The sequence below is a fragment of the Pelomonas lactea genome, from assembly GCF_043555885.1.
Classification (GTDB): Bacteria; Pseudomonadota; Gammaproteobacteria; order Burkholderiales; family Burkholderiaceae_C; genus Pelomonas; species Pelomonas lactea.
The window spans coordinates 123,847-142,151 of the sequence record NZ_JBIGHX010000002.1; the positions used below are offsets into that span (position 1 = coordinate 123,847).

The window sequence follows — 18,305 nt, forward strand, 5'->3', positions numbered from 1 at the left end:
TCACGCATGAGCACAGCCGCCACCCTCCCTCTGGACATCGGCGAATCCCTCGCCCACGGCATCTTCCCCGAGCGCCGCGACGTCGACGAGCCCGTGCACGACCGCTTTGCCCGCGGTGTCCTCTGGCGGCTGAAGCGCCGCCTCATCCCCGCCGTACCCACGCTTCGCAAGATGGCGCAAGCCGCCGGCGAGCTGGAACAAGAGATCCAGCAGCAGACCGACGACGAACTGCGCCGCCGCCTGTTCCGGGCCGCGCCTGCCGCCGTGCAGGCCGGCAAGGCGCAAGGCCTTGCCGAAGTGATGGCCCTCGTTCGCGAAGGCGCCCGCCGCGCGCTCAACAAGCGGCCTTTCGACACCCAGCTGATGGGCGCCGCCGTGCTGCTCGAAGGGCGCCTGGCCGAAATGCAGACCGGCGAAGGCAAGACGCTCACCGCCGGCCTGGCCGCCGCCATCGCCGGCGCTGCCGGGCTGCCCACCCATGTCGTCACCGTCAACGACTACCTCGCCCGCCGCGACTGCGAGCTGATGCAGCCGCTGTTCGGCTTCTTCGGCATGACGGCCGGCGTCGTCTGGGCCACGCTGGAGCACGAGGCCAAGCGCGTGGCCTACCAGCGGCCCATCACCTACTGCACCAACCAGAGCCTGGTGTTCGACTACCTGCGCGACCGCGTGTCAGCCGGCGGCCGCGTCAGCCCGGCGCAGATGCAGGCGCGCCTGCTGCACGGGCGGCTGCCGCAGCCGTTGTTGCTGCGCGGCCTGCACTTCGCCATCGTCGACGAAGCCGACTCCATCCTCATCGACGAGGCACGCACGCCGCTGATCCTGTCCGAGAAGCAGGGCAAGCCGCCGGATGCCACCGACTACCAGCAGGCGCTCAGGATCGCCGCGACGTTGAAGCTCGGCGAGCACTTCGGCATCGACGCCGCCCGCCACAGCCTGCATTTCGAGGCCGCCGGGCTGCCCGCGGTGCGCGAGGCAGCGGAAGGCCTCGGCGGCATCTGGGGCGTCGCGCGCGGCCGCGAGCATCTCGTCGGCCAGGCGCTGCGCGCGCTGCACCTGTTCCACCGCGACCAGCATTACGTCGTCATCGACGGCACCGTGCAGATCGTCGACGAGTACACCGGCCGCGTGCTGGAGGGCCGCAGCTGGGAGGGCGGGCTGCACCAGATGATCGAGGCCAAGGAAGGGCTGGACCTGACCGAGCCTGCGCGCACGCTGGCGCGCATCACCTTCCAGCGCTTCTTCTGCCGCTACCTGCGCCTGGCCGGCATGACCGGCACGGCCGCCGAGGTGGCGCCGGAGCTGAACCAGGTCTACCGACTCGATGTCGTGCGGCTGCCCACGCACAAGCCCGACCAGCGCATCACGCACCCACCGCGCCTCGTGCGCACGCAGGCGGCCAAATGGGCGGCGGTGCGCGAGGCCATCGCGCAGCAGCTGGCGGCCGGCCGGCCAGTGTTGGTCGGCACGCGCTCGGTGAAGGCCTCCGTCGCGCTCTCGGACGAACTGGGGCCGCGTCAGGTCCACCGGGTGCTGAACGCGCGGCAGGACCAGGAGGAAGCCGACATCGTCGCCAGCGCCGGCGAGCCCGGCGCGGTGACGGTGGCCACCAACATGGCCGGCCGCGGCACCGACATCCACCTCGACGACCGCGTGCGCGAGAAAGGCGGCCTCGCCGTGCTGCTGACCGAGTTCCACGACTCCGCGCGCATCGACCGCCAGCTCGTCGGCCGCGGCGCCCGCCAGGGCGACCCCGGCGTCGCGCTGGCCATCGTGGCGCTGGACGACGAGATCTTCACCGCCCATGCCGCCACGCTGCAGGCGCTGCTGGGCCGCCTCTTTGCCGGCCGCGACGAACTGCCCGGCTGGGCGCTGGCGCTGCTGCGCCGCGCCGCGCAAGGCCATGCCGGCCGGCTGCACGCGGCCATGCGCCGCCGCACGCTCAAGGCCGACCGCCAACTCGACAATCTGCTCGGATTCGCCGGAAACCAGATATGAGATTGCTTCCGTTCCTGCTGCTGCCCGCCGCCGCGCTGGCGCAATCGACCAAGCCCGCGGCGCCCGCCGCGCCGGCCGGCTACGACTGCCTCATCGAGCCCAACCAGCGCATCGAGATCCGCAGCCCCACGAACGCGCTCATCGACAGGATCCTCGTCGAGCGCGGCAGCGCGGTGAAGGCGGGCGATACGCTGGTGCTGCTGGACGGCAGCGTCGAGCGCGAGGCGCTGGCCGGCGCGCAGCAGCGTGCCGAGTCCGAGGCCGAGCTGCGCGTGGCCCGGGCCCGCGCCGACTACGCGCGCGAGAAGTTCCGCCGCCGCGAGGACCTGCGCGAGCAGCACTACATCACCGCGCAGGACCGCGACGAGGCGCAGGCCGAGCTGCGCGTCGCCGAGGCCGAGCTGGCGCTGGCGGTGGACAACCGCCGCCTGGCCGGCATCGAGTCGCGCCGGCTGGACGCCGTGCTGAAGCAGCGCGCGCTGAAGGCGCCGTTCAGCGGCGTCGTCACCGACCGGCTGCAGAACCCTGGCGAGCTGGCCTTCACCGGCGAGGGCTCGCGGCCCATCCTGAAGATGGCGCAGACGAACCCGCTGCGCGTGGAGGTGGTGCTGCCGGTGTCGGTGCTGGGCCAGATCAAGGCCGGCCGCCCGGCCGAGATCACGCCCGAGGCGCCGCTCAAGGGCAGCTGGCAGGCGCAGGTGAAGGTGGTGGACCGCGTGATGGACTCCGCCAGCGGCTCGTTCGGCGTGCGGCTGGAGCTGCCCAACCCGGGCGGCGACATCCCGGCCGGCGTGCGCTGCAAGGTGCGCTTCCTGTGACGAACGGCCCGCGCCGGGACGCCTCCTAGAATTCGCACCGCGCCGTGCTTCGGCGCCGTCCCGCCGAGGGGTGCTGCGACGGAGGTGAGCCCTCCGCCACGCTCGGCGCGGACGATGGATCAAGGGCGCCCTTTGTGAAAAGGGTTGTCCGTGTCTTCGTCATCTTCCGCGTCCATACGCACCATCCTGCCGCTGGCCTTCGTCACCGGCGTCAGCATGGCCGCGATGGACCTCTACCTGCCCGCCGTGCCCGCGCTGCAGACCGGCCTGGGCATCAGCGTGTCGCTGGCGCAGGCCACCGTCGCGGTCTACCTCGCCGGCCTGGCCGGCGCGCAGCTGCTGTGGGGCGAGCTGCTGAACCGCCTCGGCCCGCGCCGCAGCCTGCAGATCGGCCTGGCGCTGCTGACCGTCACCAGCCTGGGCTGCGCGCTGGCGCCGGGCATCGAGATGCTGCTGTTATTGCGCCTGTTGCAGGGCGTGGCCGCGGCGGCGGCCACTGTCGTGGCGCCCACGGTCGTGCGCGCGACGCTGGGCGATGCCGACGTCGTGCGCGGCATCGCCGCCATCTCCATGGTCGAGGCCATCGTGCCGGCGGCCGGGCCGGTGCTGGGCGTGCTGCTGCTGCAGGTGACGGACTGGCGCGGCACCTTCTGGGTGCTGGCGGCGCTGTCGCTGCTGGTGCTGCCGTGGGTCGTCCGGATCGCGCCGCGCCAGCTGCCTGGCCTGGACCTGGCCCATGACGCCAGCTACGCGGGCATCCTGCGCAATCGCCACTACGTGCGGCTGGCGCTGTCGCATGCGCTGTGCATCGGCGCGCTGCTGACCTTCCTGGCCAGCGCCCCGCAGCTGTTGCAGCACACGCTGGGCCTGGGCGGCAACGCGTTTGCGCTGCTGCAGGTGCTGGGCGTCGGGTCGTTCATGCTGGGCGCGTCGCAGTCCGGCCGGGTGGCCAAGCGGCTGGGCCATGCGCGCGCGGTGAAGCTGGGCAGCACGGTGCAGGTGGTGGCCTGCGCGCTGGCGCTGCTGACCGCGTGGGTTTCCGGGGCGCCGCCCTATGCCGTCGTGGCGGCCTACTGGATGTGCTTCTGCGGCGCGCTCGCCATCCGCGGGCCGGCCACGTTTGTCGACGCGCTGACCGTGCCGCCCGCGCAGATGGGCCGCGCGACGGCGCTGCTGGTGCTGGCGTTGCTGGCGGCCGGCGCGCTGGGCACGCAGGTCGTCGCGCCCTTCCTCGGCGACGCGGACAGCGCGGTACCGGTGTTCTGCGGCGTGCTGGTACAGCTGCTCGCCAGCGCGGCGCTGGTGTGGCGCTACCCCGTGCTGCCGGTCAAGGCCTGAGGTCCAGCGCGCGGAAGGCGCGCTTGCCCTTGTCCGCGTCCTTGCAGGCCTTCTTGCCGACCATCACGCCGCCGTCGTCGCTGAGCAGCGTGACCCGCCCGTCGGGCCAGGCGAACAGCGCCTCGGGGCGCAGCGAGCCCAGGTCGGCCTTCACGGGCGTGGGCGCGTCGCCGGCCTGGCCGCTCCAGCGGAACAGTGCGAACGTGCCGTCGTCGGCCGGCGGGCCGGCGGCAATCAGGTAGGCGTTGCCGACGCGTTCGATGGAGCGCACGCCGCGGCCGCCCAGGTCCAGCCGGATGACGGCACCGAACCGCGCCGGCCCGCGCCCGTCAACCAGCTCGGCCGGGTTCAGCAGCGGGATCAGCAGCGCCCGGCCCTGCGGGATCGGGTTGCGCAGCCCGATCAGCAGGCTGCCGTCGGCTGCGGTGGCCAGGCCCTCGATGTTGAAGCCGCCGTCCGCCTCGGCGGCCCGCGCGGCGGCGTCCGCGAGCTTCAGCGGGGCCAGCGACGGCGCGGCCAGCAGGTCATCCAGCAGCCGGGTGTACGGCTTGCCGGCCGGTGCCACCGTGTCGCCGCGGATGTCGGTGGCGAAGAAGCGGTGCCGGTCCTCGCGCAACTCGCCGCGGCTGTTGCGGGCATGCGAGCTGATCCAGTAGATGCGGTCGCCGCGCTGCGCGGCGCCTTCGAGGTCGGACTCCTTCTTCGCGCCGAGGAACTTGTCCAGGTCCACCTCGCCGACGCGCTTCGCGTGGCCCTGCCGGTAGACGGTGAGCCGGTTGTGCTCGTCGTCGGCGACGATGAAATGGCGCTCGTCCAGCGCCACCGCGGCGGAGGCGTCGCACAGGCCGTCGTAACGCGCCGGCGCGGCCTGCGCCGTGGCCGCGCCGGCCGCCACGAGCAGCAGCGCGGCCAGCGCCTTCACAGCGGTTCGGTCCGGGCCAGCAGCCAGGCCAGCGCCGGGCCGCTCACCAGCGGCTGCAGGCGTTCGCGCACGGTGGCGTGGTAGCCGTTCAGCCACGCGATCTCGTCGGCACGCAGGAGGCTGCGGTCAATGCAGTCGGTGGCGATGGGGCACAGCGTGAGCGTCTCGAATTCGAGCATCTCGCCGAAGGCGTTGTTCTCCGGCGTCTCGACGGCGACGTTGAGCACCAGGTTCTCGATGCGCACGCCCCACTGGCCCGGCCGGTACAGGCCCGGCTCGATGGACGTGATCATGCCGGGCTCCATGGCCATGGCCGGCTCCGCGATGGCCTTGCTGATGCTCTGCGGGCCTTCGTGCACGTTCATGAAATAGCCGACGCCGTGGCCGGTGCCGTGGCCGTAGTCCAGGCCATGCTCCCACAGCGGCGCGCGGGCTATCGAATCCAGCATGGGGCTCAGCGTGCCACGCGGGAAGCGGGTGCGCGACAGCGCGATGGTGCCCTTCAGCACCAGCGTGTAGTCGCGCTTCTGCGCGGCGCTGACGCTGCCGATGGGCCACACGCGGGTAATGTCCGTCGTGCCGCCAAGGTACTGGCCGCCGGAGTCGATCAGCAGCAGGCCGTCGCCGTCGATGAACGCGAACGACTCGGGCAGCGCGCGGTAGTGGGGCAGGGCGCCGTTGGCCTGCCAGCCGGCGATGGTGCTGAAGCTCAGGCCGACGAAGCCCTTGCGCTGGCGGCGTCGGGCCGACAGCTTCGCGTCGACATCCAGCTCGCTCCAGCGCTCGCCACGCGCCAGCGAGGCCTCGAACTCGGCATAGAACTCGCACATCGCCGCGCCGTCCTCGGCCATGGCGTCGCGGATGAACACCGCCTCGGCCGGCGTCTTGCGGCTCTTCAGCAGCGTGCTGGGGTTGATTTGCTCGACGACCTTGACGCCCGCCGCGGTGGCCTCGCGCAGGCCCAGCGTCACGCGGCGCGGGTCCACCAGCAGCGTGGCGCCGGCGGGCAGCGCGGCCAGCGCCGGGCGCGCCGCGTCGTAGGGCGCGAGCTGAATGCCGTCGGCGGCCAGGCGTGCGGCCACATCGGCCGGCACCTTGCCATCGGCGATGAAGAGGCGGCCGCCGGCCGCATCGAGCAGCAGGTGGGCGATGAAGACGGGGTTGCACTCCACGTCGCTGCCGCGCAGGTTCAGCAGCCAGGCCACGTCGTCGACGGTGGACACGAGGTGGTGTGTCGCGCCGATGCCGGCCATCGCGGTGCGCACGCGGGCCAGCTTGTCGGCGCGGCTGACGGCGGCCTGCGGCGGCAGGTGTTCGTAGACGGGCTCGGTGGGCAGGCCGGGGCGGTCGTCCCAGGCGGCCTGCACGAGGTCCAGGTCGGTGCGCAGCGTGATGCCCTTGCGCGCCAGCGCGGCGCGCAGCGCGTTGGCCAGCGCCAGGCCCAACACCTGGCCGTCCACGGCCAGCACTTCGCCGGGCTGCAGCTGGTTGGCGATCCAGTCGATGTAGATCGTCGACGCGCCGGAGGCCATCTTCTCCAGCTGGATGCCGCTGCCCGCCAGCTGCGCCTCGGCCTGGGCCCAGTAGCGGCTGTCGGCGAACAGCGCGGCGCGGTCGCGCGTGACGACCAGGCTGCCCACCGAGCCGGTGAAGCCCGACAGCCACTCCCGGCCCTGCCAGCGGCCGGGCAGGTACTCGGAGAGATGCGGGTCGGCGGAGGGCACCAGTACGGCATGGGCGCCGGCGGCGGTCAGGGCATCACGCAGGCGCTCAATGCGCAGGCGGGTCTCGGAGGTGCGGGTGTCCATGGTGGCGGACCTTTTCAACTGGAGCGGTGGGCGGATTTTAGGTTTGGGCGCTCAAAGCTCCGTTCGTAATGCCCACAGCTCCGGGAACAGCACCACGTCCAGCATCTTGCGCAGATAGCTGACGCCGCCGGTGCCGCCGGTGCCGCGCTTGAAGCCGATGACGCGCTCCACGGTCGTCACATGCCGGAAGCGCCACAGCCGGAACGCGTCCTCCAGGTCCACCAGCTCCTCGCCCATCTGGTAGAGGTCCCAGTGCTGCTGCGGATCGCGGTAGACGGTCAGCCAGGCCTGCTTGACGCCTTCGTCTGCGACATGCGGCTGGGTCCAGTCGCGGTCCAGGTTCGCGGCGGGCACGGCGATGCCGCGGCGGGCCAGCAACTTCAGCACCTCGTCGTACAGCGACGGCGCGTCATACGCCGCCTGCACCTGCGCCAGCAGGTCGGGCCGGTGCTCGTGGGGCTTGAGCATCGCGGCGTTCTTGTTGCCCAGCATGAACTCGATGCGCCGGTACTGCGCGCTCTGGAAGCCGCTGCTCTTGGCGAGGTAGGGCCGCACGGCCGAGTACTCGGGCGGCGTCATCGTGGCCAGCACGTCCCAGGCGTGCACCAGTTGCTCCATGATGCGCGACACGCGGGCCAGCATCTTGAAGGCCTCGTGCAGCCGGTCCGCGGCGACGTGGGCGACGGCGGCATGCAGCTCGTGCAGCATCAGCTTCATCCACAGCTCCGAGGTCTGGTGCTGCACGATGAAGAGCATCTCGTTGTGGTCGGGCGAGAGCGGCTTCTGCGCGGTCAGGATGGCGTCGAGCTGCAGGTAGTCGCCGTAGCTCATGTCGCGCGAGAAGTCGAGCTGCGCGCCGTGGTGTTCGAGGGTCTGTGTCACGGTCAGGTCACCTTGGAGCGGCTGGTGAACTGCGGCGCGTTCCACGAGCCGCTCTCGACGATGCCGGCCAGCACGTCGACGGCATGCGTCACGTCGGCGAAACCGTTGTACAGCGGCGCGAAGCCGAAGCGCAGCAGCTCGGGATCACCGGCGCGGAAGTCGCCGATGACACCCTGCGCGATCAGCGCCTGCATGACGGCGTAGCCGTCCACGCCCTGGGCCAGCGAGAACGACACCTGGGAGCCGCGCAGCGCCGAGTCGCGCGGGGTCACAATGGCTGCACCCGGCACGCGGGCCTCCACGCTGTCGATGAAGGCCTCCGTCAGCGCCAGCGACTTGGCGCGCAGCGCCTTCATGCCGCCCAGCTTCTGCGCGGCATCGAAGACGTCCAGCGCGGTGTCCAGGCCCGACATGGCCAGCACCGGCGGCGTGCCGCACTGGTACTGCTGGATGCCGGGCGCGGGCAGGTACTCGCTGTCGAAGTCGAACGGGTGGGCATGGCCCAGCCAGCCGGTCAGCGGCTGCCAGACCTGACCCTCGTGGCGCGGGTGCATCCACACGAAGGCCGGCGCGCCGGGGCCGCCGTTGAGATATTTGTAGCCGCAGCCGATGGCGAAGTCCGCCGCGCAGCCCAGCAGGTCGATGGGCACGGCGCCGGCGCTGTGCGCCAGGTCCCACACGGCCAGCGCGCCGGCCTGGTGGGCCCAGCGCGTCAGCAGGCCCATGTCGTGCATGCGGCCGGTGCGGTAGTTCACGTGCGTCAGCATCAGCACGGCGCAGCGCTCGTCCAGCAGGCCGGCGATGTCCTCGGGCGACTCGGCCAGCACCAGCTCGCCGCCGTGCGCGCGCGCCACGCTCTGCGCGATGTAGTTGTCGGTGGGAAAGTTGCTGCGCTCGCTGACGATCACGCGGCGCTGGCCCTGCTGCAGCTGCAGCGCGGCGTGCAGCACCTTGTAGAGGTTGACGGACGTCGAGTCCGCCACCAGCACCTCACCGGGCCGCGCGCCCAGCCAAGGCGCCAGCCGGTCGCCCAGGCGGCGCGGCAGGTCGATCCAGCCGGCGGTGTTCCAGCTCTTGATGAGGCCCTGGCCCCATTCCTGCTCGACGGCGCGCTGGATGCGGGCCGGCGTGGCGCGGGGCAGGGCGCCGAGGGAGTTGCCGTCCAGGTAGGTGATGCCCTCGGGCAGCTGGAACAGGTCGCGCAGGGAGCGCAGCGGGTCGGCGGCATCGAGCCGCTTCGCATCGTCGAGATTCATAGGGGCCTTTTGAGGTGTGAATCGCCCCCACGCTGGGAGGCGGTAGGGCGCAGAGCTAGGCGCAGCGCGCAGCCCAGGCTGGACGCCTGGGCCAGGGCTGCAACAACGCGCTGCGCCCTGCCGCCTCCCAGCCCGGAGGGTGAGGCCCCGCATCGGGCCAACTCGTTGTTGCAAGTGCTCGCCGGGTATTGAACCCGGCTCCGCCTTGCGCCTAGATTTGGCCCGATGCGGGGCCTCACGTGGGGGTGATTCATACCTCAATAGGCCCCAGTTCCCTCAGGATGGCGCGCACCGGGCTGGCACAGGCGCCTTGGAGTTTGAGTGGCAGGGCGATCAATTCATAGTCCCCGGCGGGCACGTCGTCCAGCACGAGGTTTTCCAGCACGCGCAGGTCCAGCCGGCGCAGTTGCTGGTGGCTGTCCAGCGACTTGGAGTCGGCCGGGTCCACGCTGGGCGTGTCGATGCCGATGAGCTTCACGCCGCGCGCGGCGAGCCAGTCGACGGCCTCGGGCGCGTAGGCGGTGAAGGCCGGGTTCCAGGTGGTGTCGGCGCGCTCGCAGACGCGCACCAGCACGCGTGGCGGCAGCGCCTGTTCGGCGTGGCGCAGGTGCTCGACGGTGATCAGCGGCGCGGCGCCGATGGCGTGGATGACGCGGCAGCGGCCCAGGTAGGTGTCCAGCGGCACGTCGGCGATGGCGGGCGCGTCGTTCGCGTAGTGCAGCGGCGCGTCGGCGTGCGCGCCCACGTGCGGCGACATCGTGACGGCGCTGAGGTTGACGGGGCAGCCCGGGGCGAGCTGCGCCGTCCAGTGCAGGCGGTAGGGTTCGTCGCCCGGGAAGATGGGTGCGTCGGGCGAGACGGTGGGAGAGATGTCCCACAGGCGAGGGGAGCTTGGCATGGCGGGCGGCACCTTAGCGTTGCCTGGCGGATCGTGGTGTCGGTTTATTCCAACTCTGCACCTGCCAGCCGCCGCCGTCCAACTCGCGCGGGCGCTCAGCGCCTGAACTTGCCGGTCTCGTCGAGGATGGCCAGGTCCACGTACTGCAGCCCGCTGTGGTCGCCGGGGCTGTAGCCCAGCTCCAGGCCGCCGAGGTCGTAGAGCTTCATGCCCTCCAGCGCGTCGCGCAGCGACTGCCGGTTCACCTTGGGGCCGGCCCGCTTGATCGCCTCCACCAGCACCTTGGCCGAGGCGTAGCCTTCGATCATGCTGGGCGTGAGCTCCAGGCCGGCTTTGCGGGCGCTGTCCTGCGCGTCCTTGATGAGCGGTTTGGCGATGGATCGCTCAGGCGGGAAGACCTGGCTGACGACGACGCCGTGGGCCACCTTGCCCAAGGACTGGATGAAACCCGCCGACGCGTTGTTGGACAGCGTCACCAGCTGCGCCGTCGAACCCCCGGCCCGCATGGCCTTCATGCCCTGCGACACGGCTTCGCCCGTGCCGACGAACAGCACGGCCTGCGGTGCCGCGGCGAGCACGCGGCTGACGACGGGGCCGAGGTCGGGCTTGTCGCGTGCGTACTTCTCATGCGCAACGGGTTTTTGCTTCGCCTTGCTCAGGCCTGCGAGGGCGCCGGTCATCGCGTCTTCGCCGAAGGAGTCGTCCACCTGCACGAGGGCGACGCGCGTCACGCCCAGCGAGCCCAGGTGTTCGATGACCCGCTCGGCCTCGCGCTGGTAGGAGGCGCGCACGTTGAACAGCCAGGGGTTCACCGGCTTGTGCAGCACCATCGCGCCGGTGGACGGCGCCACCAGCGGGATCTTGTGCTCGGCCAGCAGCGGCATGACGGCCTGGGTATGCGGCGTGCCGCGCGTCAGGAAGAGGGCGATGGTGCCCTTGTCGATCAGCGCCTTGGCGTTGGCGGCCGCAAGCTTGGGGTCGAACTTGTCGTCCAGCGACAGCAGGTTGAGCTTGTGGCCGTGCACGCCGCCCGACGCGTTGACGGCGTCGAAGTACAGCCGGGCACCCTGCGTCACCTCCTTCACGCTGCCCGCCGCGGGCCCGGTGATGCCCGCCGTCTGCCCGATCAGCAGGTCCGCCCGGGCGGAGCCCATCAGCCCTGCGGCCATCGCGGCCATCGTGATCCAGCGGTGGGCGGTGTGCGGCGCAAAAGCCATGGTGTCTTCCTTGTTCTTGTGAGTGCAACGTCAGCGGCGGAACTTGCCGGACTGGTCGATGATGGCCAGGTCCACGTAGTCCATGCCGCTGTGGTCATTGGGGCCGTAGCCCACCTCGATGCCGCCCAGGTCCAGGCGGCCCATGCCTTCCAGCGCCTTGCGCAGCGTCTCCCGGGTGGGCTTGGGGCCGGCGCGCTTGATGCCTTCCACCAGCACCTTGGCGGCGACGAAGCCTTCCACCATGCTGGGCGTCAGCTCGGTATTCACCTTGCGGGCGGCTTCCAGCGCCTCCTTGATGATGGGCTTGGCGATGGAGCGTTCGTACGGGAAGACCTGGCTGACGATGACGCCGTGGCCGGCATCACCCAGGTCCTTGATGAAACCGGCCGACGCGTTGTTGGACAGCGTCACCATCTGGGCCAACGAGCCGGCCGCGCGCAGCGCCTTCATGCCGTCCACGACCGCCGAGCCCGAGCCGATGAACACCACCGCCTGCGGTTGCGTGGCCACCACCTTGGCCACCACGGGGGCCAGTTCCGGCTTGGCGCGGTCGAACTTCTCGTGAGCGACCGGCTGCTTGTTGGTCTTGGCCAGGCCCGCGAGCGCGCCCAGCACGGCGTCCTCGCCAAAGCTGTCGTTCACCTGCACGAGGGCGATGCGGTTGATGCCGATGAGGCTGAGGTGCTCGATGGCGCGCTCGGCCTCGCGCTGGTAGGTGGCGCGCACGTTGAACAGCCACGGGTTCACCGGCTTGTGCAGCGCCATCGCACCGGTGGACGGTGCGACCAGCGGAATCCTGTGCTCGGCCAGCAGCGGCATGATGGCCTGCGTGTGAGGCGTGCCGCGGTTCAGGAACAGTGAGATGACGCCCTGGTCGATGAGCGTCTTGGCGTTGGCCGCCGCGAGCTTGGGGTCGAACTTGTCGTCCAGCGACACCAGCGTGATCTTCTGTCCGCCGACGCCGCCATCGGCGTTGACCGTGTCGAAGTACAGCCGCGCACCCTGCGTGACCTCCTTGACGCTGCCCGCCACGGCGCCGGTGTGGCCGGCGGTCTGGCCGACGGTGATCTGCGCCTGCGCGGCGCTCAGGCCGGTGGCCATCAGGGCGGCTGCAAGAAGCCGGCGGGTGAACTGCCATCGTGGGGTCATGCTTGTCTCCGGGCCAGCCGGAACCGCGGCGCTCGCCGGATTCCGGGAAGTCGTTGTTGGATGGGGCGGCCAGCTGCACGCGGCGCGCCGAGATCATGACGGTAGCGCCTCGCGGGGCCGGCCGGGCCTTGTCCCTCAAAATTGCTGCGCAATCGTCAACGCTCCGTGAAAACCGTCGTCTATCAATCATTTCGTAACAAGGACGTGCCCGGTTGGATCACCGCCTGCATGGCCAGCGTGAAGGCCTGGGCGCAGGCGCAGGGCTTCGAGTACCGCTTCTACGACGACGCCTTCCTGGCCCGCGCGCCGGACTGGTTCCGGCAGAAGGCCGCCGGGCAGATCTGCCCCGTGACGGACCTGGCGCGGCTGGTGGTCGCCAAGGAGCTGCTGGCCGACGGCTGGCAGCGCACCGTCTGGGTGGACGCCGACCTGCTGGTGTTCGACCCCGACGCACTGCAGATCACCGCGCAGAGCGGCTTCGCGCTGTGCCTGGAGCTGTGGCTGTACGCCGACGCGGCTGGGGCGCGCCGCGTCAGCCAGCGGGTCAACAACTCGGTCGCGGTGTTCTGCGCCGGCAGCCTGCACCTGGACTTCTTCATCGACGCGTGCGTGCGCATCGCCCGCCAGCGCGAGCAGATCGGCAAGCTGGACGTCGGCACCGCCTTCCTGTCGCCGCTGCGCCAGATCCTGCCGTTCCCGTTGCTCACCGAGGTGGGCATGCTGAGCCCGGCCTTCATGGCCGAGATCGCGGCGGGCCAGGCGGAGGGCGTGGGCGACTACATGCGCGCACTGCCGGGGCCGCTGGCCGCCGTGAACCTGTGCGGCTCGCTGCAGGGCCAGCCCGTGCACGGCGTGGTGGCCGACGACGCGCTGTACGAGGCGGTCATCGCGCGGCTGCTCGCCACGCGGGGCGGGGCGCTGAACGGGCTCAGGGGCTGAACGGCGGCGGCCAGGCGGGCGCGCTGGCCAGGAAGCGCTCGCGCAGCGGGCCGGCCGCATCGCGTCGCCAGGCGGCGAACACGGCGGACGGCTCGAAGGCCTCCGCCAGCGGCCGGAACACGGCGCCCTGAATGCCCGAGCGTTGGAAGGCCGCCGGCACGATGGACACGCCCAGCCCCTGCGCCACCAGCGACACGACCGACAGCCAGTGCCGCCCCTCGTGCTGCAGCCGCGGGTAGAAACCGTGCCGGCGGCAGATTTCGACGATGCGGGCGTGGTAGTCCGGCGAGCCCTTGCGCGAGAACAGGATGAAGGGCTGGTCACTCAGCGCGGCGAGAGGAATGCTCGCCCGTGCCGCCAGTGGGTGCTGCGCGGGCAGGCAGGCGACGAAGGGCTCGCTGTACAGCGGCGCGGCCGCCAGCGCCGGCGGCAGCCGGTCGGTATGCACCAGGCCCAGGTCCAGCTCCTCGGCCAGCAGCGCGTCGATCTGGTCCTGCGAGTTCAGCTCGACGACCACCACCTCCACCTTCGCATGGCTGGCCTGGAAGGCTTGCAGCCACGCCGACAGGCCGTTGAACAGCGTCGACCCGACGAAGCCCAGCCGCAGCCGGCCCACCTCGCCGGCCTGCACGTCGCGGGCGAGGGCGCACGCGTCCTCGGCGCGCTCCAGCAGCGCCTGCGCACCGGTGCGGAACGCGGCGCCCGCCGGCGTCAGCCGCACGCCCTTGCTGTCGCGGTCGAACAGCCGGGCGCCGACGCTGGCCTCCAGCTGCTGGATGGCGACCGACAGCGGCGGCTGCGAGATCGCCAGCCGCTGGGCCGCGCGGCCGTAGTGCAGCTCCTCGGCCAGCGCCAGAAAATAGCGCAGGTGGCGAAACTCAAGGGAACGGGAGGTGTCGATAGGCATCGCGAATCGTCGGAGTCGATGATTGAATTGGACACGAATCGGCCGGCGGGGGAATACTCGGCGTCATACGCGCCCGGCGGCGAGCCGGGTGCCTCACGATGACGGCGCCGGACCGGCGCACACCGAACACCGAGGAGACCGCCATGGCCCACAAGGCAAGCTTTCACTGGGACGACCCGCTGCTGCTGAACGAGCAGCTGACCGACGACGAGCGCATGGTGCGCGACGCCGCCGCCGCCTACTGCACCGACCGGCTGCGCCCACGCGTGCTGGACGCGTTCCGCAAGGAGCAGACCGACGCCAGCATCTTCCGCGAGATGGGCGAGCTGGGCCTGCTGGGCCCCACCATCCCGGCCGAGTACGGCGGCGCCGGGCTGAACTACGTGTGCTACGGCCTCATCGCCCGCGAGGTGGAGCGCGTGGACTCGGGCTACCGCTCGATGATGAGCGTGCAGTCGTCGCTGGTCATGGTGCCCATCCACGAGTTCGGCAACGAGGCGACGAAACGCAAGTACCTGCCCAAGCTCGCGACCGGCGAATGGATTGGCTGCTTCGGCCTGACCGAGCCCAACCACGGCTCCGACCCTGGCTCCATGGTCACGCGCGCCCGCAAGGTGGACGGCGGCTACGAGCTGACCGGCAGCAAGATGTGGATCACCAACAGCCCCATCGCCGACGTGTTCGTCGTCTGGGCCAAGGACGACGGCGGGCAGATCCGGGGCTTCGTGCTGGAGAAGGGCTGGCAGGGCCTGAGCGCACCGGCCATTCACGGCAAGGTGGGGCTGCGCGCGTCCATCACCGGCGAGATCGTCATGGACAAGGTCTTCTGCCCCGAGGAGAACGCCTTCCCCGACGTGCGCGGCCTCAAGGGCCCGTTCACCTGCCTGAACAGCGCCCGCTACGGCATCGCCTGGGGCGCCCTGGGCGCCGCAGAGGACTGCTGGCACACCGCGCGCCAGTACACGCTGGACCGCCAGCAGTTCGGTAAGCCGCTGGCCGCCAACCAGCTCATCCAGAAGAAGCTGGCCGACATGCAGACCGAGATCACGCTGGGCCTGCAGGGCTGCCTGCGGCTGGGCCGCATGAAGGACGAGGGCACGGCAGCCGTGGAGATCACGTCCATCATGAAGCGCAACTCCTGCGGCAAGAGCCTGGACATCGCCCGCACCGCGCGCGACATGCTGGGCGGCAACGGCATCAGCGACGAGTTCGGCATCGCGCGCCACCTCGTCAACCTGGAGGTCGTGAACACCTACGAGGGCACGCATGACATCCATGCGCTAATCCTGGGCCGGGCGATGACGGGCATCGCCGCGTTCTGATGACTTGAGTCACCGGGCCGGGTGGGGCGCATGCTGCGGCGTCCCCTCCAGGAGATCGCCATGACCACCCGTCGCCATGCCCTGCTGGCCGCCACGGCCTTGCCCGCCGCGGCCGGCGCGGCTCCCGCCCAGCCCTGGCCGCCCGCCGAAGCGATCGCCCGGCGCGTCGCCGAGGTCACGGCCACCGAGCAGGCATTCGCCAAAACGATGGCCGAGCGCGATCTGGCGGCGTTCCGGCGCTTCCTCGCGGCCGACACGATCTGGCTGAACGGCCGGCAGCCGCTGAACGGGCCGGAGGCCGTCGTGGCCGCGTGGGCCCGCTTCTTCGACGGCCCCACGGCGCCGTTCTCCTGGGCGCCCGACCTCGTCGTCGTGCTGCCCAGCGGCGACCTGGCGCAGAGCAGCGGGCCGGTGAGCAACCCGGCCGGCGTCGTCACGGCGCGCTTCCAGTCGGTGTGGCGGCGCAAGGCCGGCGGCGGCTGGGAGATCGTCTTCGACCAGGGCGCGGAAGTCTGCCGCTAACATGCCGCCAGCCGGCACAGCGGCGCTACTGACTGCCTCATGATCAAGCTCACCGCCGAACATCTGCAGCGTCTCGTCGCCGGCTCCGACAGCATGCTGGAACTGGCCATCGCCAACCTCGTGCGCGAGGAGCATGGCTACGTCGTCAACGGCCTGCCTGGCGACATGCTGCAGGACCTCGTGCGGCGCGGCATGACGACCGCGCGCGGCTACGGGCTGCAGACACCCCAGCAGCTGGCCACCTTCGTGCTGCTGCAGTTCGAGGTGGGGCCGGAGTTCCACCGCCACGCGGCCATCCAGGCCGTGCTGCAGGACGCCCGCCCGACGCCGCAGGAGAAGCTGGACACCATCCTGAACTCGCTGCCCGCCTCGGTCTGGGCCGAATGCGAGGCTGCGCTGGACCGCCAGACCTGGTACCCCGAGCGGCGCGACGCCGTGGTGCAGGAGGGCTGACCATGGGTGCCAGCCTGCGCGACCCCGAGGTCGCCAAGAAGCTCGACGGCCTCAAGGCCGACACCGACGCCGCCGCCCGCGAGCTGAAGCTGGACATGGCGCAGGCCGCCATCGACGCCGCCGGCCTGGTGGACCCGACGCCCATCAGCGATGCCTGCGGCGCGGTGTTCAGCGCGGCGCGCGGCGACTGGTTCGGTGCCGGCATGTCGCTGGTGTCCATGATTCCCTACGCCGGCGACGCGCTGGGCAAGACGGCCAAGGGCGCAAAGCTGGCCGCCAAGATCGTCAAGCTCAAGGAGCGCATCGCCGACAACGTCGTGCGCGGCCGCCAGATCGTGGCCAATGCGCTGAAGAAGGACGCCGCCGCCATCCGCGCGCGCCGCGCGGCCCAGAAGGCCGAGAAGATCGAAGAAGGCGTCGTGCAGGGCTGCAAGGTGGGCGGCAACCGCTTCGGTACGCAGAGCCCCAAGGAGGGCTGGGTTAAGGGCGAGCGCGGGCATGGCGAGTGGGACCCGGCGAAGTCCGGCCTGAGCAAGGACAAGGTCGAGGACATCGAAAGCGTGACGGGCGGCAAGCCCATCCAGTGGAAGGACGGCAACCCCGACTTCTCCGACTACACGATGAAGACCCCCGGCGCCGACGGCAAGATGGTGGATGCGTCGGTCGAGATCAAGCTGGACTCAACCGGCAATCGTGCGAAAGATGCCATGGAGGCAAATCGTGCGATGGCGGAGCGTCTGGGCAAAGACTCGTTTGCGGAGCCTCCAGGCTGGACCTGGCACCACAAGGAGGACGGCACGACGATGGAATTGGTGCCCTCTGCCCTCCATACCAACGTGCCTCATAGCGGCGGTGTATCCGTCGCCAAAGACCCTTCATATTGACCATTGGGAGATGAGATGCCAGCAGTAATTCATGGCGGTGCCGGCCCTGTTGCTGAGGCAGGTGTTCAAGCTGCCGAACAGATCCTTGGTGTGCGTTTCCCTCCTGACTACCGCGCGTTCCTGCTTTCCCTGAATGGCGGCAGGCCGCAGCCAGAAGGCTTCAAGATCGAATGGGCGCCGGGGCAAGCCTGCGGTGAGGACTGGCGCACGACGGCGATGTCTTGGTTTTACTGCATCACGGAGGAACGCATCGGGAATCTTGTGCGATCCAACCGAGTGACTTTTGAGGGGCGTTTACCGCGCGGGACGCTGACTATCGGTCCGGATGCCTTTGGCAACCAATTGCTGCTTGCATTTGATGGACCTTACGCCGGTAAGGTGCTGCTGTGGATCAAGGACCACGAAGCCAGCGACGGCGAGACGCCCGGCTACGACAACGTTGGGTTCGTGGCGGACAGCTTCGCGGACTTCATCCAGAACCGGCTGACCGACAAGCCCTGACACCGATGGCGGCGACGATCCACGAGGGCAAGGGGCCGCTGGCCGAGGCCGACGTGCAGGCTGCCGAGCAGGCGCTGGGGGTCAAGTTCCCTGCCGATTACCGCGGTTACCTGCTGAGCCTGAACGGCGGCTACCCGGAGCCCGATGGCTTCGATATCCAGTGGGCCCCTGGGCAGGTGTGCGGCGAGGACTGGCGGCGCACGTCGATGTCCTGGTTCCATGCGATCACGGACGATGACGTCGGCGACCTGCTGAAGATCAATCGCGTCGACTTCGCCGGTCGCCTGCCGCCCGGCACCTTGGCCATCGCCAGCGATGCCGGCGGCAACCAGCTGCTGCTGGCCCTTGGCGGCCCGCACGCCGGCAAGGTGCTGCTGTGGATCAAGGACCACGAAGCCAGCGATGGCCAGACGCCTGGCTACGACAACGTGGGCTTCGTGGCCGACAGCTTCGAGGATTTCATCCAGAACCGGCTGACACCTCCCGCGTGA

The 18,305-nt window shown here is 70.6% G+C and carries 18 protein-coding genes and 1 riboswitch; of the genes, 10 read left to right on the forward strand and 8 right to left on the reverse strand.

Annotated elements, in window-relative coordinates:
- Positions 1-6 precede the first annotated feature (6 nt).
- The 3 genes from ACG04Q_RS04950 (at position 7) to ACG04Q_RS04960 (ending at position 4,154) form a co-directional block, all read left to right on the forward strand.
- Positions 7-1,998 (forward strand): preprotein translocase subunit SecA, encoded by a 1,992-nt coding sequence (locus ACG04Q_RS04950; RefSeq protein ID WP_394509759.1) that lies wholly within the window; start codon positions 7-9, stop codon positions 1,996-1,998.
- Positions 1,995-2,816 carry an efflux RND transporter periplasmic adaptor subunit gene (locus ACG04Q_RS04955; RefSeq protein WP_394509760.1) on the forward strand — a complete coding sequence of 274 codons (822 nt, stop codon included), beginning with the start codon at positions 1,995-1,997 and terminating at the stop codon, positions 2,814-2,816. Before ACG04Q_RS04950 ends, ACG04Q_RS04955 begins: the two co-directional genes overlap by 4 nt.
- A 59-nt stretch (positions 2,817-2,875) precedes the next feature.
- Positions 2,876-2,954: riboswitch (S-adenosyl-L-homocysteine riboswitch) on the forward strand.
- Positions 2,955-2,966: 12 nt separating this feature from the next.
- A complete protein-coding gene (locus ACG04Q_RS04960; RefSeq protein WP_394509761.1) occupies positions 2,967-4,154 on the forward strand; it encodes an MFS transporter in 1,188 nt (395 codons plus the stop codon).
- On the opposite strand, the gene ACG04Q_RS04965 is transcribed toward ACG04Q_RS04960, so the two are convergent.
- The 7 genes from ACG04Q_RS04965 to ACG04Q_RS04995 form a co-directional block, all read right to left on the reverse strand.
- Positions 4,144-5,076 (reverse strand): DUF3616 domain-containing protein, encoded by a 933-nt coding sequence (locus ACG04Q_RS04965; protein WP_394509762.1) that lies wholly within the window; start codon positions 5,074-5,076, stop codon positions 4,144-4,146. The two genes, ACG04Q_RS04960 and ACG04Q_RS04965, sit on opposite strands and share 11 nt — an antisense overlap.
- On the reverse strand, positions 5,073-6,884 hold the full coding sequence (locus tag ACG04Q_RS04970) for a M24 family metallopeptidase (protein ID WP_394509763.1): 1,812 nt from the start codon (positions 6,882-6,884) through the stop codon (positions 5,073-5,075). The genes ACG04Q_RS04965 and ACG04Q_RS04970 overlap by 4 nt, the downstream gene beginning before the upstream one ends.
- A 51-nt stretch (positions 6,885-6,935) precedes the next feature.
- A complete protein-coding gene (gene kynA, locus ACG04Q_RS04975) occupies positions 6,936-7,766 on the reverse strand; it encodes a tryptophan 2,3-dioxygenase (RefSeq protein ID WP_394509764.1) in 831 nt (276 codons plus the stop codon).
- A 2-nt stretch (positions 7,767-7,768) separates the two neighbouring features.
- Positions 7,769-9,022, reverse strand: coding sequence for a kynureninase (gene kynU, locus ACG04Q_RS04980; protein ID WP_394509765.1), 1,254 nt, complete (start codon positions 9,020-9,022; stop codon positions 7,769-7,771).
- 250 nt (positions 9,023-9,272) lie between these two features.
- On the reverse strand, positions 9,273-9,920 hold the full coding sequence (kynB, locus tag ACG04Q_RS04985) for an arylformamidase (protein ID WP_394509766.1): 648 nt from the start codon (positions 9,918-9,920) through the stop codon (positions 9,273-9,275).
- Positions 9,921-10,015: 95 nt separating this feature from the next.
- Positions 10,016-11,137: an ABC transporter substrate-binding protein gene (locus tag ACG04Q_RS04990; RefSeq protein ID WP_394509768.1), complete on the reverse strand. Its 1,122-nt coding sequence runs from the start codon at positions 11,135-11,137 to the stop codon at positions 10,016-10,018.
- Positions 11,138-11,167: 30 nt separating this feature from the next.
- On the reverse strand, positions 11,168-12,286 hold the full coding sequence (locus tag ACG04Q_RS04995) for an ABC transporter substrate-binding protein (protein ID WP_394509769.1): 1,119 nt from the start codon (positions 12,284-12,286) through the stop codon (positions 11,168-11,170).
- Positions 12,287-12,451: 165 nt separating this feature from the next.
- On the opposite strand from ACG04Q_RS04995, the gene ACG04Q_RS05000 reads away from it, so the two are divergent.
- Positions 12,452-13,225: a hypothetical protein gene (locus ACG04Q_RS05000; protein ID WP_394509770.1), complete on the forward strand. Its 774-nt coding sequence runs from the start codon at positions 12,452-12,454 to the stop codon at positions 13,223-13,225.
- On the opposite strand, the gene ACG04Q_RS05005 is transcribed toward ACG04Q_RS05000, so the two are convergent.
- Positions 13,215-14,132 (reverse strand): LysR family transcriptional regulator, encoded by a 918-nt coding sequence (locus ACG04Q_RS05005; protein ID WP_394509771.1) that lies wholly within the window; start codon positions 14,130-14,132, stop codon positions 13,215-13,217. The two genes, ACG04Q_RS05000 and ACG04Q_RS05005, sit on opposite strands and share 11 nt — an antisense overlap.
- Positions 14,133-14,275: 143 nt before the next feature.
- Here ACG04Q_RS05005 and ACG04Q_RS05010 point away from each other — a divergent pair, with 143 nt between their 5' ends.
- From ACG04Q_RS05010 to ACG04Q_RS05035, 6 genes are read left to right on the forward strand one after another with little or no spacing between them, the layout of a single operon-like run.
- A complete protein-coding gene (locus ACG04Q_RS05010; RefSeq protein WP_394509772.1) occupies positions 14,276-15,454 on the forward strand; it encodes an acyl-CoA dehydrogenase in 1,179 nt (392 codons plus the stop codon).
- Positions 15,455-15,514: 60 nt separating this feature from the next.
- Positions 15,515-15,976, forward strand: a complete 462-nt coding sequence (locus ACG04Q_RS05015; RefSeq protein WP_394509773.1) for a YybH family protein — start codon at positions 15,515-15,517, stop codon at positions 15,974-15,976.
- A 39-nt stretch (positions 15,977-16,015) separates the two neighbouring features.
- Complete coding sequence (locus ACG04Q_RS05020) at positions 16,016-16,429, forward strand: hypothetical protein (protein ID WP_394509774.1); 414 nt, start codon at positions 16,016-16,018, stop codon at positions 16,427-16,429.
- Positions 16,430-16,431: 2 nt separating this feature from the next.
- Positions 16,432-17,313 (forward strand): HNH endonuclease, encoded by an 882-nt coding sequence (locus ACG04Q_RS05025; RefSeq protein WP_394509775.1) that lies wholly within the window; start codon positions 16,432-16,434, stop codon positions 17,311-17,313.
- Positions 17,314-17,328: 15 nt separating this feature from the next.
- On the forward strand, positions 17,329-17,814 hold the full coding sequence (locus ACG04Q_RS05030; RefSeq protein WP_394509776.1) for an SMI1/KNR4 family protein: 486 nt from the start codon (positions 17,329-17,331) through the stop codon (positions 17,812-17,814).
- A 5-nt stretch (positions 17,815-17,819) separates the two neighbouring features.
- Positions 17,820-18,305 carry an SMI1/KNR4 family protein gene (locus ACG04Q_RS05035; RefSeq protein ID WP_394509777.1) on the forward strand — a complete coding sequence of 162 codons (486 nt, stop codon included), beginning with the start codon at positions 17,820-17,822 and terminating at the stop codon, positions 18,303-18,305.